Raw genomic sequence first — 15,247 nt, 5'->3', positions numbered from 1 at the left:
AGACGAGCAATACGATGAACGATCCCGCCACCCTCTCCGCTGCGCCCGCCGGCGCCGGCCGCGATACGCGCCGCTCGCTGTTCTCGCGGCTCGCGCGCCGCGAGCCGCTCGCGATCGACGGCCTGCCGGCCTCGCTCGCTTCGCTCGGCGCGGGCCAGGTGCACGTGGTCTACGCGAGCGCCTCGCCGGCGCGCGACGCGCTGTTCTGGCAAACCGCCGCCGCCGCGCTCACGGGCCCCGCCACCGTCCTTTCCACGCGTGACGGCGCGAGCCTCGCGGCCGCGCTGCTCGACCATGGCGTCGATCTCGACAGGAGCGGTTCGACGCATGCGTGGGCAAACGTATGCGCGCTGCGCCCGCTGCCGGAGCGCGACGGCGCGCAGGTGCTGATCGAAGCGCTCAACGCGCTCGCCGAGCAGTGCGCCGCGCCCGAAAGCCAGTTCTTCATCGAAGGCGCGGACGTGTTCTTCAACTGGCAGGACCCCGCCGCGCTTGCAGCGCAGGGCGCGCAACTCGCGGGCTGGTGCGCACAGCATCGCTATGGTGTGCTGATGGTGGCGGCGCCGCCCGGCCTCGGCGACGATCAGGAGCATCCCGAGCTGGCCGCCTTCCAGGCGCGCTTCGCGGGCGCCGCGCAATTGCACCAGGTGCAGGGTCAGTATCACTGGGAAGTCGCGTTCTGGCGCGCGGGCGATGCCGTGCACGGCAGCCAGAGCGTGCCGCTGCGCTTTTCCGCCGCCGATCACCGGCTCACGGTTTCGGGCGGCACCTTCGAAACCGAGATCGGCGAGGCGGGCCTGCTCGCGCCCGACGAAGGCCGCGTGATCGTTTCGCGCGACGCGCTGTTGCACGAGCGCGTCCTGCCGCCCGCCTGGCAGATCGTCGATAACAACGAGGCCGCGGTGGCCGCCGCGCGCACCTCGGTCGCGGCCACGGTGATTCTCGATTTCAGCGTGAACCGCGACCTGGAAATGCTCGCGGAGCAGGTGCACACGCTGCGCCTGCAGTGCGGCGAAGCGCTCAAGATCATCGTCCGCGAGGACGCCGTGGCCATGCGCTACGAGTCGCTCATGCTCAACCTCGGCGCGAACCGCGTGATCGCGCGGCAGACGCCGCTCGCGCAGGTCGAGGCCATCGTCGACAGTCTGCAGGGCCAGGTGTATTCGCGGCCCATGCCCGCCGATTACCGTGCGGCGCTCGCCGCCGTGGTGCACGGCGAGGAGAGCGGCTACGTAGGCGCCGCGCACTTCGTCGAACTCGTGAGCGCGGCGGTGGAGCGCAGCCGCGTGATCCAGCTGCCGAGCGTGCTGATTCGCCTCGCGCTGATGCCGGAAGTCGCGCACGTGGATGCGCTCAAGGCGTGCCATCTGCGCCGCGCGGGCGACATCGTGACGGCGAGCGGCGACAGCCTCTACGTGTTCTTCTTCGCCTGCCGCCTGAGCGACGCCGACGCCGTGTGCCAGCGCGTGTTCCAGCGGCCGCTCGCCGAACTGTTCCAGGGCGAGGAGCGCTACGGCGACGGACGCGCGATCACGGAGGCGCTGACCACGCTCGGCGACGAAATCGACAGCACGCCGCCGCCCGACTATTCGGGCTGGCTCGCGATCAACGAGGGGCAGCCCGCCGCGGCCGCGGCCGTCTCCGTGCAGGCCAACGGCCAGACCGTGCCGCCGGCGGCGGCTTCCGCGATTGCACCGGGCGCAGCGACGGCAGCCACGACGGCAACCGCAGTGCCGGAACCCGCAGTGCCCGTCAACATCGCTCCCATAAACGGCAACCTGTTGCCCGCGCTCGACGCCGCCGCGCGCACCGACAACGCGAAACCGCGCGCCGCGCCGCAGCGCGCGCCGCTGCCGCTCAAAGCATAGGAGAGCGACATGAACATCTTCCTCGGTTACTTCGTCTGGGGCTTGATACTGGCCGTGCCGCTCTACTGGATCGGCTGGCGCCTGCGTCTCGCGCGCTTCGTGCCCATGTGGCTGCGCCCCGCGCGCTCGCGCCCGCTCCAGCTCCCGCCGCAGGTCGACGCCCTGCTGATTCGCGGCCAGCGCCGCTTCGGCCAGACGGGGCCGCGCCGATGAAGACCATCGCCATCGTCTCCAGCGTGGGCGGTGCGGGCCGCACCACCCTCACCGCCGCGCTCGCCGGTCTGCTGGCAGCGCGCGAACACGTTGCGCTCGCCGCGGAATGCGACCCGCGCAACGTGCTGGCGCTGCATTTCGGCCTGCGCGAGAGCGCGCGCGAAGGGCTCGTCACGCATCTGGCAGGCGGCCCCGGCGCCGGCGACGCCTGGTCGCGCGCCGCGCTGCAAAGCGACGACGGCGTGCTCGTGCTGCCGTGGGGCAGCCTCGCGGGCGGCCATGCATCCGATGACCCGCGCGACGACGACGCCAGCGCGCTGCTCGACGCGCGCCCCGGCTGGCTGCGCGAACTGCTCGCCCGCGTTGACCTGCCGGCGCATGCGATCGCGCTCGTCGATGCGGGCACGTGGCCCTCGGCACACGCACGCCAGGCGATCGATGCCGCCGACCTCGTGCTCGGCGTCCTCACGCCCTGCGCCACCGCCTGCGCGACGCTGCCGCGCCTGATCGCCGCGCTCGTGCGCGCACAGAAGCGCAGCGTGTTCGTCGCCAATGCGGTCGTGCCCGCGCGCCAGTTGCACATGGACGTCGTTTCACTGCTGCGCGCGCGCCTCGGCGCCGCCATGCTGCCGTATCTCGTGCATGCGGACACCGGTGTGCCCGCCGCGCTCGCCGCCGGCGAGAACTTCTGCCTGAGCGCGCCCAGCTCGCAGGCCGCGCACGACCTTCACGGCATCGCCTCGTGGCTCTCGCACTGGAGCACGGGTGCGAGCCTCGACGCACCCGACGAACTGCTCGCGCAACACGTTGCGCGCGGGAGCACGCCATGATCCGCGAGCGCATCGTCGGCCTGTGGACGGCGTTCTGGGTGTCACTGCGCCACCTGAGCGCGCCCGAGCTCAATCTCGCGCCCGACGCGCCGGGTGGCCAGTGGCTGCTGCGCGCCTTCTTCCGGCCGCCGCGCCCAGGCCAGCGCGACGTGCCCGCGCTCGCCTTCGCGCAGCTCGGCAAGGACATCCGCCAGCGCCTGAACATCGGCCGCGACCGCACCGCTGGAGCGTGGCTCCTGCGCATCTTCCTGCGCCCGCGGCGCGCGCGTCAGCGTCTCGCCGCCGATCTGCGCAAGCTTCACAAGGCGCCGCAAGGGCATCATCGTTTCGCGCTGCGCGCGTGGCTCGACAGGCGGCTCGAACCGATCTATCGCCGCGCCGCGCGCGCGAGCGCGGCAGTCGGCGCGCGCCTGCCCGACGTGCCGTGGGAAGGCATCGAGCAGCAACTCGAAAAGCTTTCGGCGGCGCTCGACAGCGTGCCCTATCTGCGCCAGGGCCTCCTGTGGCTCGCGTTCGTCGCGGCGGTCGCCGTGTGCACGACGCCGCTGCCGTTCGCCGGCCAGGTGCTGCTGTTCCTGCTCGTGTACGTCGTGGTGATGATCGCGCGCCGCCTGCCGGGGCGCCTCGCCACCATGCTCATGGTGATGCTCTCGATCCTCATGACGGGCCGCTACGTCTGGTGGCGCAGCACGCAAACTCTGCATCTTTCGAGCCCCGCCGAGGCCATCGTCGGCTACATCCTCTACGCGGCCGAGCTCTACACGTGGATTGTGCTGATCTTCGGCTATGTGCAGACCGCGTGGCCGCTGCGCCGCAAGCCGCAGCCGCTGCCCGACGACCCCGCCGACTGGCCGACCGTCGACCTCTACATTCCGACCTACAACGAGCCGCTTTCGGTGGTGCGGCCAACCGTGTTCGCGGCAAGCTCGATCGACTGGCCGCGCGACAAGCTGCGCGTCTACATTCTCGACGACGGCGACCGCGACGAATTCCGCGACTTCGCGCGCGAGGCGGGCGTGGGCTACCTGCGCCGCGACGAACACACACATGCGAAGGCGGGCAACATCAATCACGCGATGCCGCTCACGGAAGGCGAATACATCGCGATTTTCGACTGCGACCACATTCCCACGCGCTCCTTCCTGCAAACGACCATAGGCGTCTTTCTCGCCGATAAAAAATGCGCGATGGTGCAGACACCGCACCACTTCTTCTCGCCCGATCCGTTCGAGCGCAACTTCGACACGTTCCACCGCGTGCCCAACGAAGGCAGCCTGTTCTACGGGCTGATCCAGGACGGCAACGACTTCTGGGACGCCACGTTCTTCTGCGGCTCGTGCGCGGTCATCAAGCGCTCGGCGCTCGAGCACATTGGCGGCATCGCGACCGAGACCGTGACCGAGGACGCCCACACCTCGCTGCGGCTGCATCGCCACGGCTATACGTCGGCCTACCTGCGCACCGTGCAGGCGGCGGGCCTCGCCACCGACAGCCTCGCCGACCACATCGGCCAGCGCATCCGCTGGGCACGCGGCATGACGCAGATCTTCCGCGTCGACAATCCGTGGATCGGCAAGGGGCTCTCGTTCTTCCAGCGCATGTGCTACAGCAACGCCATGCTGCACTTCTTTTACGGCTTCCCGCGGCTCATCTTCCTCGTGATGCCCGGCGCGTACCTGTATTTCGGACTGCACGTGATCAACACGCCTGCGCCCGTGATCCTCGCTTACGTGGTGCCGTATCTGGTGATTGCCGCGATTGCCAACTCGCGCATCCAGGGACGCTACCGGCATTCGTTCTGGGCCGAAGCGTATGAGTCCGTGCTCGCGTGGTACATCGTGCTGCCCACCACCATGGCGCTCATCAATCCGAAGCTCGGCAAGTTCAACGTGACCTCGAAGGGCGGCCATATCGAGCACGAGTATCTCGACTGGACGATTTCGAAGCCCTACCTCGTGCTGCTCGCGATCAATGTGTGCTCGGTGCTCGCCGGCATCGGCCGCCTCACGATCTGGCGGTCCGAGGAACCCGCCACCGTGTTCATGAACCTCTTCTGGGCCGGCGTGAATCTCACCATTCTCGGGCTCGCGCTCGGCGTGGCCAAAGAAGCGAAGCAGGTGCGCGTAGCGCACCGCATTCCGCTGCGCGTGCCCGCCATGCTCACGCTGCCCGACGGCCGCACGCTCGCCTGCAAGACCGAGAACTATTCGATGGGCGGCATCGGCCTCATGCTGCCCGCCGACGCCGTCGCGAAGCTCGAGCCCGGCGAGCGCATCAACGTGACGCTCGCGCGCGGCGTGCTGGAGCACGACTTCCCCGCCGTGGTCGCGCGTCTGGCCGACCGGCGCCTCGGCGTGCGCTTCGTCGGCATGACGATGGAGATGGAGCGCAAGCTCGTGGAATGCACGTTCGGCCGCGCCGATGCCTGGCTCGAATGGGAGGACGTGCCGCCCTCCGACGCGCCGCTGCACGGCCTCATTCAGCTGATCGAGCTGAGCTGGCAAGGCTACATGCGCCTCATCGACGCGTTCTTCGACGCGCTGGAAAACCTCTTCACGCGACGCCGGGCCGGCCAGGTCCGCCAGCCCTGATCACCGGAACCACCGCTACACCCTGGAACGCGAAACACTATGGGTCTCTGGAATCTCTACTTCCTCGCCAAGCTGTACCTCTACTCGATCGGCACGCTCAAGCCCGAGTGGTGGATGAACTTCGCCTTCGTCATCCTGCTGCTCGTGCCGCTGCACAACCGGTGGCTGCGTATCGCGCGCAATGGGATCGCCGTGATCGTGGGCATCGCCATTGCGTACCACGAGTCGAGCATGCCCGACATCGGCCGGGCGATCTCGCAGATCCCCGTGCTCCTCACCTTCACGCCCTCGTACATGTTCGAACTCACGCGGCGCGTGATTTCGCTTTCGATGGTCGTGTCGGCGGTGATCGCCGTGCTGCTCTACTTCCTCATCAACCGCTGGGTGCGCGTGACGACGCTCGTGCTGATCGCGCTCGTCGTCATGCCGGTCTGGCAGGGCGTGGGCACGTTCGTGGCGAACGCCACCGCCAATGCTTCGCTCGCCAGCACCGGCGACGAGGACAGCGGCACGGGCAAGAAGCGCGACGAGCAGTCGGGCAGCTACGACCAGCAGCTCGCGGCGTTCCGCGCCAACGAAGAAGGCCGGCACGTGAGTTTCACGCCGCTCACCACCGATGCGAGCGCGCAGTTCGACATCATCGTGGTGCATATCTGCTCGCTCTCGTGGAACGACATGGATGTCGTGAAGATGCGCAACAACCCGCTCTTCTCGCGCTTCGACTACATCTTCCAGAACTTCAGCTCGGGGGCCAGCTATAGCGGGCCCGCCGCGATCCGCGTGCTGCGCGCCACCTGCGGGCAGGAGCCGCACAAGGCGCTCTATGACCCCGCGCCTGCCGAGTGCCACCTGTTCGCGCAGCTCGCGCAGGCCGGCTACACGCCGAACGCGATGCTCAACCACAACGGCCGTTTCGACAATTTCCGCAGCACGGTGATCAGTGAAATCGGCGTGCCGGGCGTGACGATCCCCGCGAACGAAGGCTTCCCGGAGTTCATGAAGGAGTTCGACGGTTCCACGCTGGCCGACGACTACGACGTGCTCGCGCGCTGGTACAAGCAGCGCATTGCCGCTGGCGGCGGGCCAGTCGCGCTCTACTACAACACGGTCTCGATGCACGACGGCAACCGGCTGCCCACGCCGAACGACAAGCTCACGAGCCTGCAGTCCTACCCGATTCGCCTGCAGCGGCTGCTCGGAGACGTCGACAAGCTGATCGACCTCGTCGCGCAGTCGGGGCGCAAGGCGGTGATCGTCTTCGTACCCGAACACGGCGCGGCGCTACAGGGCGAAGAGAACCAGATTGCCGGCATGCGCGAGATCCCCACGCCGAACATCGTCCACGTGCCGGTGGGCGTGAAGGTGGTGGGTCTGCCGGCCGGCAGCGAGCACACCGGCGGCGTGACGACGATCGACACGCCCACGAGCTATCTCGCGCTCGCGCAGCTGCTGTCGAATCTCGTGGCGCACAGCCCGTTCGCCACCGGCGCGCCGCCGCTCGCGCAGTATGCGAACAACCTGCCGCAAACGCGCATGGTCGGCGAAAACGAAGGCACGGTGACGATGACGACGCCCACCGGCTACGTGATCCATACGCCGGACGGCGTGTGGGTGGAGGGCAAGTAATGGCGATGCGCTTGTGGGGGTCCGGCCGGCGTTCGCGCAGTGGTCCCGCGCTGCCGAGCGATATCGACGCGCTCGCGCGTCTCGTCGAGGGCGTGGACCGCGACCGTTATCTCGACGTTCAAGCCGAGGACGCCTGGCAGGCGGCCGCGCAGCGCTGGCCACTGGTGGCGGCCGTGCTGGAGCTGCCGGTTGAAGGGGAAAAGGACTGAGTTAGCGCGCGAACTCGCGGGCCACGACCCGCCGCCGTTTTTGCTCGACGGCGACCAGCGTCGTGGGACCCGTGCCGGTGCGCGCCGCTTCGCGGGTCATCGCGCCAGTTCCTCAGTGGTCCTGATGATCCCTGGTCTGACGCGCCTGCAATTCGGTAACCGAATCGAACAACGCCTCGGCACGCGCCAGTTCGTCCAGCGCGTGGTCGAGGCGCGATTGCGCGGCGCCATAGCCAGGCGGCGCGGCCACGTGGTCGTTGGCCTCGCCACGCAGGGCGCGAAATGCCCGGTCGACGTTGCGGCTCGCCTCAAAAAAGCGTTGCGCGGCCTCGGCCTCTTGTGAACGGATGTGAATCGCCATGGAAGAGTTCCATTGTCAGCTGTGTCCAGTCTCCCGCCCGGGAGACATGGCGCGTTCTTGCGCCGCCAAGCCGTGAAGACGCCGTGTGCTCGGCAGGCGGCACGTCGAAGAGATCGCGCGTGACGCCGCGCGCCTGCTGCGCGCAGGCCTCGCTGCGCACGCGTTTGGTGAGATCTGCGTAGGTGTCGAAGTCGCCCATGCGCGACGCCTCGTGAATGGCCGCGAGGTCGCGCGCCTTGACGAGCGTGGGCTGCGTGAGCCGCACGAAGTACGGCGCCTCCAGCTCCGCCGTGAACACGAGCGGATGGCTCTTGCCGCCCGCCTGGGCGGCGCGCTCGACGCAATCCACCACTACCGTGCCCTGCGAGCGGCTTGGCGGCTTCGCCGTGCTCACGCTGCGCAGCCGCTCCGGAACCACCCGCAGCGAGCTGCCGACGCTCAGTTCGGTTGGCGAGACGCACACGAGCGCGTAGTGATGCTCGCGCGCGGCGCCCGAGGGCAGCGTGGCGCTGCTCGTGACGAACACGTGCTGCGGGAGCTGGCGCACCTGGCCACTCGCATCGACCCACGCATTCCAGACGACCACGCCGGCACGCTTGGCGCACTTGTCTTGCGTGGCGCGCGGGCGGCTCGCCGCCGGCGAGAACAGGGCGAGCAGCGAGCCCGTGCGCAGCGCGGCGACTTGAGCGCTGTTGCCGAGCGACTGGCCGATGCCCCACAGGAAACGCCCGCCGCCCTGCCGACGCTCCCACTCCTTGCGCAGGACCAGCGTGGGGAGATCGACGCCGGCCTCTGGCCCGATTCGGGACCAGCAAAACGTGGGCGGTAGGTGTTGTAGTGCCATCGACTTCCTCGGAATGCAGCCGCCCGCCGATTTTGGCGGGCAATTCAATAACCGTTACTGTATAGGTATAATGCATGACATGGAAGCCCCAGATACTCATTTTCCGGTGCAGGAACTGCTGCGGCGGTTATCGGACGATTCACGCTCTGCCAGCGAAATTGCGCGGCTTTCCGGGGTCAGCCAGCCTACTGTCTCGCGTCTTCGCACGTCGAACGGGCGGCGGGTACGCCGGAGCGCGTCATTCAATAAGCTATGCAGTTTCTATGGTGTGCAGGCGCGACCGTCGAGCCGGCACGCCGCCGCCTACAACGAATTGCTGCGCAATGCGATCGTCGAGGCGTGGGACGGCTCGGAAGAGCACGGCCGCGCGCTGCTCGTCGTCATCAAGGGATTGAAGGAGTTGAGGGAACGGGGCGCGTAGATTCGCCTGGGTGGGCTTGGGCGGTGCGTTTTGCGCGAGGGCGCCAAAGGTAGCCATCCATGGGAAATTTGCCCTGCATTTCGGGGCGACGGGGGCGCCACGAACCGTGCGGAGGCCATGACTGGCCGGCCAATCCCCATATGTGGTGACCTTTGCGTTTTCCTGCGCTGCGGGCGACTCAAACGTATGATGTGAGTGCGCACATCGCAGCCGCCCGATCGCAATGTTCGACACTTGCCACCAGAGCACCGCGCCCATCATGTCCGCCGACACTGCCCCCACCCACACGAATGCTCCCGCCACGCTGCGCGGCCAGTGCCTTTGCGGCGCCGTGCGCTATGCGGTAGCCAATGCGTTCCGCTACGCATTCAATTGCCACTGCTCGCAGTGCCGCCGCGCCACGGGTTCCGCGTTCAAGCCGTTTGCGGGCATCGAAAGCGGGGCGCTGCGACTCACCGCGGGCGAAGGGCAGACGCTGGTCTACGGCGACCCGCAGGCCGCCCACGACATCCATTGCGGCCGCTGCGGCTCGCTGCTCTATTCAGTCGTGCGCGAAGGGGCCTATGTGCACGTGACGCTCGGCACGCTGACCGATCCGCCCGACATCCGCCCCGCCGGCCATATCTTCGTGCGCTCGAAAGCGCCGTGGTTCGAGATCGCCGATTCGCTGCCCCAGTACGACAAATTCCCGCCCTGACGCTGCGTGCGTCGGCTCTGTCGCATGGCGCCATTGGCGAGCGTGGCAGCGGCCATCCCGGTATCGCCGCGCAACTGCCTGTCTTTGCGTTGATCGGCTAGTCTCGAAGCGTCCTGTCCTCTTGTCACAAGAACGGCGAGCCCCATATGGACTCCATGACGATCGAGACGTACACGAGTGGCGCTGCAGACTACGCAGCCGAATGGGCGAACCAGCCTGCGCCCGACGACCTCTATGCGCGTCTCATGCAGTATTTCCGGCGGGAGGGAAGGACGGTGGACATCGGCTGCGGGTCGGGTCGCGACGTGGCATGGCTGAACGCCCATGGTTACCCGACGACGGGCTACGACGCGTCGGAGGGTCTGATCGCACAGGCCGCCGCCGACTACCCGCAGTACGCCTTCGGTCTTGCCGCGTTGCCCGAACTGAAGGATGTGCCCGCCGCGAGCTTTGACAACGTCCTCTGCGAGACCGTGATCATGCATTTGCCCGTCGCACAGATCGGCGCGGCCTGCCGCCGTCTCGTCGAACTGCTCGGGCCCGGCGGCGTGCTCTATCTGAGCTGGCGCGTAACCGACGGCGACAGCGCACGCGACCCGGCGGGACGTCTATATAGTGCGTTCGATCCGGCGCTCATCACCGGCGCGCTCGAGGGCACGACCATCGCGCTCGACGAGGAGACGGTCAACCGGTCCTCCGGCAAACGCGTTCAACGTATTGTCGCGATTCGCGCGTGAGCGCTGCCGCGCATGACGATCGGACAACGGGGAATTCGCGGGGAATAACAGCGTGCCATAGGCGAGGCGAGTGACAAAAACGTGAACTTCTCGCTTGAAAATTGGTCTAAGGGACTCATGTAGGAAATATGTAAGGTGGAACGCTATCAAGCGGTACGACCCTAAAGGCGGACAATGTGCCGCAAACACGACGATTCGGGTTGCCTCGCATGCCGTAACGCACTACCATACGCGGTCTTTCTGCATTGCACGAAAATCCAGGCTGCCACGTCGTCAGACGTTTGGCGCTCGCTTGGCGGGACCGGCATGCGCCCCGCCCACTCCCCTGCAATTTCGTCATCGCCAGGACGCCACGCCGCTGGCGCGTGACCCTTTTTGCCCTTGTCGGGCTATCCCTTCGAGGAGAATGTATTGACAAGCCATGACCGGGACGACGCGCTGACCTCGTCTGCCCGCCCCGCACGCCGCTCGTCCAAAGACAAGACCGGCGATACGACGCCCATGGACGCAGGTTCGCAACTCGAAAAACGCCAGCATCAAATGCGGGCGCTCATCAAGCTCGGCCGTGAACGCGGTTATCTGACCCACGCGGACATCAACGACCATCTGCCCGACAACTTCGCGCAGACGGCCGCGCTGGAAACGATCGTCGCCACGTTCAACGACATGGGCGTGCAGGTGTACGAACAGGCGCCCGACGCCGACACGCTGCTCCTGAACGAAGATTCCCGCGCCGACCAGCAGGCCGACGACGAAGCCGACGAAGAAGTCGAAGTCGCGCTCTCGACCGTCGACTCCGAATTCGGCCGCACGACCGACCCCGTGCGCATGTACATGCGCGAAATGGGTTCGAGCGAGCTGCTCACGCGCGCCGGCGAAATCGAAGTGGCGAAGCGCATCGAAGACGGCCTCCAGGAAATGATCCAGGCGATCGCGGCATGCCCGTCGATCGTCGCGACCATCCTCGCTGACGCCGACCGCGTCGCGGCTGAAGAGATGCGCATCGACGAACTCGTCGACGGCATCGGCAGCGACGAAGCCGCGCAGGAACCGGCCGCGGCGGCCGACGCAGACGCGAGCGAAGAAGTCGAAGCCCAGGCATCGGAAGAAGAAGAGTCGGACGACTCGGACGACGACGAAGACAGCGACGCCGACAACAGCAAGGCCAACGAAGCCCTGCTCGCGCAACTGAAGGCAGACAGCCTCGCGATCTTCGCGCGCGTTCGCACGCTGTTCGAACAGATGGCCTGCACGTCGGACGCGAATGCGCGCGCCTCGGCCGCGGAAATGCAGATCTGCGCCGACATCCAGACGGAACTCGCGCCGATCCGCTTCACGGCCCGCACCATCGACCGCCTGTGCTCGCTGCTGCACGAGCAGGTCGCGCAGATTCGCGCGATCGAGCGCAATGTGCTCTCCATCGTCGTCGATCGCTGCGGCATGCCGCGCGAAGCCTTCGTCGAGCAGTTCCCGGGCCACGAGACCGATCTGGACTGGGGCGTGCGCGCCGCAGCCGCGTCGAGCAAGTACGGTCCGTCGATCGAGCGCAGCCTGCCGGCTATCCAGGCAGAGCAGCGCAAGCTCGCCGAGATCGAAGCGGCCGCATCGCTGTCGCTGCAGCAGATCAAGGCGATCAATCGCCGCATGACCGTCGCCGAATCGAAGATGCGTCAGGCGAAGGGTGAGATGGTCAAGGCCAACCTGCGTCTCGTGATCTCGATCGCGAAGAAGTACGTGAACCGCGGCATGCAGTTCCTCGACCTGATCCAGGAAGGCAACATCGGCCTGATGAAGGCGGTGGACAAGTTCGAATATCGCCGCGGCTGGAAGTTCTCGACGTACGCGACGTGGTGGGTGCGTCAGGCCGTGACGCGTGCGCTCGCCGACCAGGCGCGCACGATCCGCGTGCCGGTGCACATGATCGAAACGATCAACAAGCTCAACCGCATTTCGCGCGAGATCCTGCAACAAACGGGTATGGAAGCGCATCCGGCGGACCTCGCCGCGCGCATGGGCATGACCGAAGAGAAGGTGCGCGGCATCCTCAAGATCGCCAAGCAGCCGGTCTCGCTCGAAAGCCCGGTGGGCGACGACGGCGACGCGACGCTCGGCGACATGATCGAGGACGCAGGTTCGGCCTCGCCGGCCGATGCCGCGATCCACGCGAACATGCGTGCTGCCATCGACGAGGCGCTCAAGGCTCTCTCGCCGCGCGAAGCGAAGGTGCTGCGTATGCGCTACGGCATCGACACGACGTCGGACCACACGCTCGAAGAAGTGGGCAAGCAGTTCGACGTGACGCGCGAGCGTATCCGCCAGATCGAAAGCAAGGCGATGCGCAAGCTGATGCACCCGAGCCGCGCAGACAAGCTGCGTCCGTTCCTCGAGCGCTAAGCGGATTTATCGCTGCGCTCTCTGGAGCCGGATTGAAAAAAGCCCGTCACCTTCCGGTGACGGGCTTTTTCTTTATGCGACGCGAACGCCAGTCAGTCCGTGCCGTATTTCGGCGAGTGCGGACCGTAGAGCAGGCCCGTCGGCGGGCCCGCGTGCAGCAGACGATAGCTCGTGACACCGGCGATATCGTGGCTCTTGTCGGTCAGCGAATTCGCGACCTGCTTGATTGCCGCCACCACCAGCATGCCAATCAGGCCGCCGCCACTGCTGTTGTTGCCTTCGTTGCTGCTGGCGCTTGCCGCGCCTTGCCACAGCACCTTGCCGGTTTTCAGATCGACGAGTTTCGCCGTCGCCGTCACCACCGTCGCGCTGTCGAGCACACGGTATTGCGTCCCGAATTGCGTGATCTTCGAGTACACCACCGCATCGGCGCCGAAGATCTCGCGCAGCTTCTCCGGCGGGGTCTGCTGGATGTCGCCTGCCGTCGTCAGCCCATTCTGCTTGAACGTCTCCTCCATGACCGCGACCGGAATCACGTAGTAGCCCGCCTCGGCGAGCGGCATCGTCATCTGGGAGAGCATGCTGTTCGATGCATTCACATCCGTCGTCGCGTTGTCGGGCGGCAGCACGAGGATCGAGCGCGGGCGCGCGTTCTTGAACGCCGTGTAATCCGCGTGCTTGACCGGCTGTGCACAGGCGGCCAGTAATGCGAGCGCGGACAGAGCCAGCCAGAGCTTGAGTGTGGAAAATCTGGACATATCGGTACGCTCGCTTATTGTTGTTTCGGTTTCTTCATGAGGAAGTCCATATAGGTCGACGACTCCGGGAACAGGTGCTTCTCGGCGTCGAATTCCTGCATGGCTTGCGTGTCGTTGCCAACGTTCGCGTAGAGCAGGCCCAGTTGCGCATGGAATCCGGGCGGCGGCATGTTGCCCTTCGCGCGGATCTCCTGCAGCGACTTCTCGAGCGCATCGATCTGTTGCTGCGGCGCCTTCTCGCCCTTCAGGTAGTCGTAGACCCCGGGCTGATAGCCGCTCCACTGGTAGAGCGGCGGCGTGGTGTTCGCGCAGCCTGCGAGCAGCAGCGTTGCCGCCGTGATGGGCAGGCAGAGTCCCCGAAGCGTGCCGATGTATTTCATGAAAACCCCGTATGAGTAGTTGTTCTGATTCAGCGTGAAGCGCGGACAACGTGGACGGTCAGTGCGCGATGCGCAGCGCGCCCGCGTCGACCTGGTCGGCCAGATGGTTGACCGCTTCCTGGATCGCGAGCTCGAGCACCTTGCCATTGAGCGTCGAGTCGTAGCTCGCGGTGCCGCCAAAGCCGATGATCTCGCGGTTCGAAAGGCTGTACTCGCCCGCGCCCTGCGCCGATGCGACGACTTCCGAAGTCGTGGTATCGACAACGTTGATGCTCACCTTCGCGTAGGCGATCTGGTTCTTGCCGCTGCCGAGAATGCCGAACAGCTGGTGATCGCCGACTTCCTTGCGACCGAACTCAGTGACGTCGCCGGTGATGACATAGTTGGCGCCCTTGATCGCCTGGGCTTTCTTGGTGAAGCCCGCTTCCTGGCGGATCTCGTCGAGGTTGTCGCGATCGAGCACGCTGAAGCGACCGCTTTGCTGCATCGACGTGATCAGGATGGTCTTGGCCTGCCCGCCGAGCCGGTCGATGCCGTCGGAGAAGATGCCGCGCATGTAGCTCGAGCGATTATCGAACTTGCCGACTGCGATCTGCACCGGCTTGCCGACGGCAGGGCGCTGCGCGCTGGTGACAGGCGGCACTGGCAGCGAACGCGACGACTCCGTCGCGCAACCGCCGAGGGCTGCGATGGTGGCGGCGGCGAGAAGCGCACCCCACGTTTTGGACGACTTCATGAATTCTCCTTGTTGTCAGGGCAAAAACGGCTGGACAAGGGAGATTGGCGAGATGCGGTGCCAGACGGCGGCGGCGTGCACGCTGAGCACGCAGGGCGTCCCCGCAAGCGTCGTTGCGGCGGAGATAGAGGGCGCAGAGCTTCGCTGCGCGCGCAAGTCATTCCATCGGTCGTGCATGTTTCTCGCTTCCCGCAGGCGAGTGCATGCGCGGAAGCTCCCCGGTTTTTATTGGTGTAGCGTGTGATCTTTAGTTTGTAGTTAATGACTACACACGCGTCTATCGGCCGGATTAGGGAGAAACTTTAGGAAAATTGCAATTTAATGCGAATCAGATTTTTATTTGCGCGATTTCTGAGGCGTATTGACGCATGCATGAAATGCGATTTAAAGCGGTTTGGAGATTTTTGGTATTGGCCGCGAATAAATCAGGTCGCTGGAAATGATTGTTTTTTCTTGCGCCCAAACGCCAGAACCCCGGTGCTCTTTCGGAGCCACCGGGGTTCTGGACGTACTGCATAAGGAGCCTGACGATTACCTACTTTCACACGGGCAATCCGCACTATCATCGGCGTGGAGCTGTTT

General features: G+C 66.1%; 15 protein-coding genes. 10 read left to right on the top strand and 5 right to left on the bottom strand.

Features of this window, described 5'->3' with window-relative positions; genetic code table 11:
• Nucleotides 1–14 precede the first annotated feature (14 nt).
• The 6 genes from bcsE to bcsR are packed head-to-tail and all read left to right on the top strand — an operon-like array spanning nt 15 to nt 7,337.
• The gene (gene bcsE / locus AB4Y42_RS06250; protein WP_368693678.1) at nt 15–1,868 is read left to right on the top strand and encodes a cellulose biosynthesis protein BcsE; all 1,854 of its coding nucleotides are present in this window, start codon (nt 15–17) and stop codon (nt 1,866–1,868) included.
• A 9-nt stretch (nt 1,869–1,877) separates the two neighbouring features.
• Nucleotides 1,878–2,081, top strand: a complete 204-nt coding sequence (locus AB4Y42_RS06245; RefSeq protein ID WP_368691800.1) for a hypothetical protein — start codon at nt 1,878–1,880, stop codon at nt 2,079–2,081.
• Nucleotides 2,078–2,911 (top strand): cellulose biosynthesis protein BcsQ, encoded by an 834-nt coding sequence (bcsQ, locus tag AB4Y42_RS06240; protein ID WP_368693677.1) that lies wholly within the window; start codon nt 2,078–2,080, stop codon nt 2,909–2,911. The genes AB4Y42_RS06245 and bcsQ overlap by 4 nt, the downstream gene beginning before the upstream one ends.
• On the top strand, nt 2,908–5,502 hold the full coding sequence (gene bcsA / locus AB4Y42_RS06235; RefSeq protein ID WP_368693676.1) for a UDP-forming cellulose synthase catalytic subunit: 2,595 nt from the start codon (nt 2,908–2,910) through the stop codon (nt 5,500–5,502). Before bcsQ ends, bcsA begins: the two co-directional genes overlap by 4 nt.
• Nucleotides 5,503–5,541: 39 nt before the next feature.
• Nucleotides 5,542–7,128: a cellulose biosynthesis protein BcsG gene (gene bcsG, locus AB4Y42_RS06230; RefSeq protein ID WP_368693675.1), complete on the top strand. Its 1,587-nt coding sequence runs from the start codon at nt 5,542–5,544 to the stop codon at nt 7,126–7,128.
• Nucleotides 7,128–7,337 (top strand): BcsR/BcsP family cellulose biosynthesis protein, encoded by a 210-nt coding sequence (bcsR, locus tag AB4Y42_RS06225; RefSeq protein WP_368693674.1) that lies wholly within the window; start codon nt 7,128–7,130, stop codon nt 7,335–7,337. The genes bcsG and bcsR overlap by 1 nt, the downstream gene beginning before the upstream one ends.
• A gap of 112 nt (nt 7,338–7,449) precedes the next feature.
• On the opposite strand, the gene AB4Y42_RS06220 is transcribed toward bcsR, so the two are convergent.
• A complete protein-coding gene (locus tag AB4Y42_RS06220) occupies nt 7,450–7,698 on the bottom strand; it encodes a hypothetical protein (RefSeq protein WP_368693673.1) in 249 nt (82 codons plus the stop codon).
• Complete coding sequence (locus AB4Y42_RS06215; RefSeq protein ID WP_368693672.1) at nt 7,646–8,542, bottom strand: hypothetical protein; 897 nt, start codon at nt 8,540–8,542, stop codon at nt 7,646–7,648. The genes AB4Y42_RS06220 and AB4Y42_RS06215 overlap by 53 nt, the downstream gene beginning before the upstream one ends.
• A 79-nt stretch (nt 8,543–8,621) precedes the next feature.
• Between AB4Y42_RS06215 and AB4Y42_RS06210 the strand changes: the two genes are divergently transcribed.
• From AB4Y42_RS06210 to rpoD, 4 genes are all read left to right on the top strand, one after another.
• Nucleotides 8,622–8,963, top strand: a complete 342-nt coding sequence (locus AB4Y42_RS06210; protein WP_342923052.1) for a helix-turn-helix transcriptional regulator — start codon at nt 8,622–8,624, stop codon at nt 8,961–8,963.
• A gap of 259 nt (nt 8,964–9,222) precedes the next feature.
• Entirely contained in the window at nt 9,223–9,660 is a 438-nt protein-coding gene (locus AB4Y42_RS06205) for a GFA family protein (protein WP_368693671.1), read from the top strand.
• Nucleotides 9,661–9,806: 146 nt separating this feature from the next.
• Nucleotides 9,807–10,397, top strand: a complete 591-nt coding sequence (locus AB4Y42_RS06200) for a class I SAM-dependent methyltransferase (RefSeq protein ID WP_368693670.1) — start codon at nt 9,807–9,809, stop codon at nt 10,395–10,397.
• A 411-nt stretch (nt 10,398–10,808) separates the two neighbouring features.
• Nucleotides 10,809–12,791 (top strand): RNA polymerase sigma factor RpoD, encoded by a 1,983-nt coding sequence (gene rpoD / locus AB4Y42_RS06195; protein ID WP_368691809.1) that lies wholly within the window; start codon nt 10,809–10,811, stop codon nt 12,789–12,791.
• Between the two features lie 92 nt (nt 12,792–12,883).
• Here the strand turns inward: rpoD and AB4Y42_RS06190 are convergent, their stop codons facing one another.
• Genes AB4Y42_RS06190 through AB4Y42_RS06180 form a run of 3 tightly spaced genes read right to left on the bottom strand, consistent with a single transcriptional unit; the run spans nt 12,884 to nt 14,665 of the window.
• Nucleotides 12,884–13,549 (bottom strand): DUF799 domain-containing protein, encoded by a 666-nt coding sequence (locus AB4Y42_RS06190; protein WP_368693669.1) that lies wholly within the window; start codon nt 13,547–13,549, stop codon nt 12,884–12,886.
• 14 nt (nt 13,550–13,563) lie between these two features.
• Nucleotides 13,564–13,929: a DUF4810 domain-containing protein gene (locus AB4Y42_RS06185; protein WP_368693668.1), complete on the bottom strand. Its 366-nt coding sequence runs from the start codon at nt 13,927–13,929 to the stop codon at nt 13,564–13,566.
• Between the two features lie 58 nt (nt 13,930–13,987).
• The gene (locus tag AB4Y42_RS06180; RefSeq protein WP_368693667.1) at nt 13,988–14,665 is read right to left on the bottom strand and encodes a CsgG/HfaB family protein; all 678 of its coding nucleotides are present in this window, start codon (nt 14,663–14,665) and stop codon (nt 13,988–13,990) included.
• Nucleotides 14,666–15,247: the final 582 nt, after the last annotated feature.

Origin of the sequence: Paraburkholderia sp. EG286B (genome assembly GCF_040965655.1) — a bacterium.
In the GTDB taxonomy this organism is placed as follows: Bacteria; Pseudomonadota; Gammaproteobacteria; order Burkholderiales; family Burkholderiaceae; genus Paraburkholderia.
Note: the sequence above shows the minus strand (reverse complement) of the source record. Positions and strands in the feature narration are given on the sequence as shown.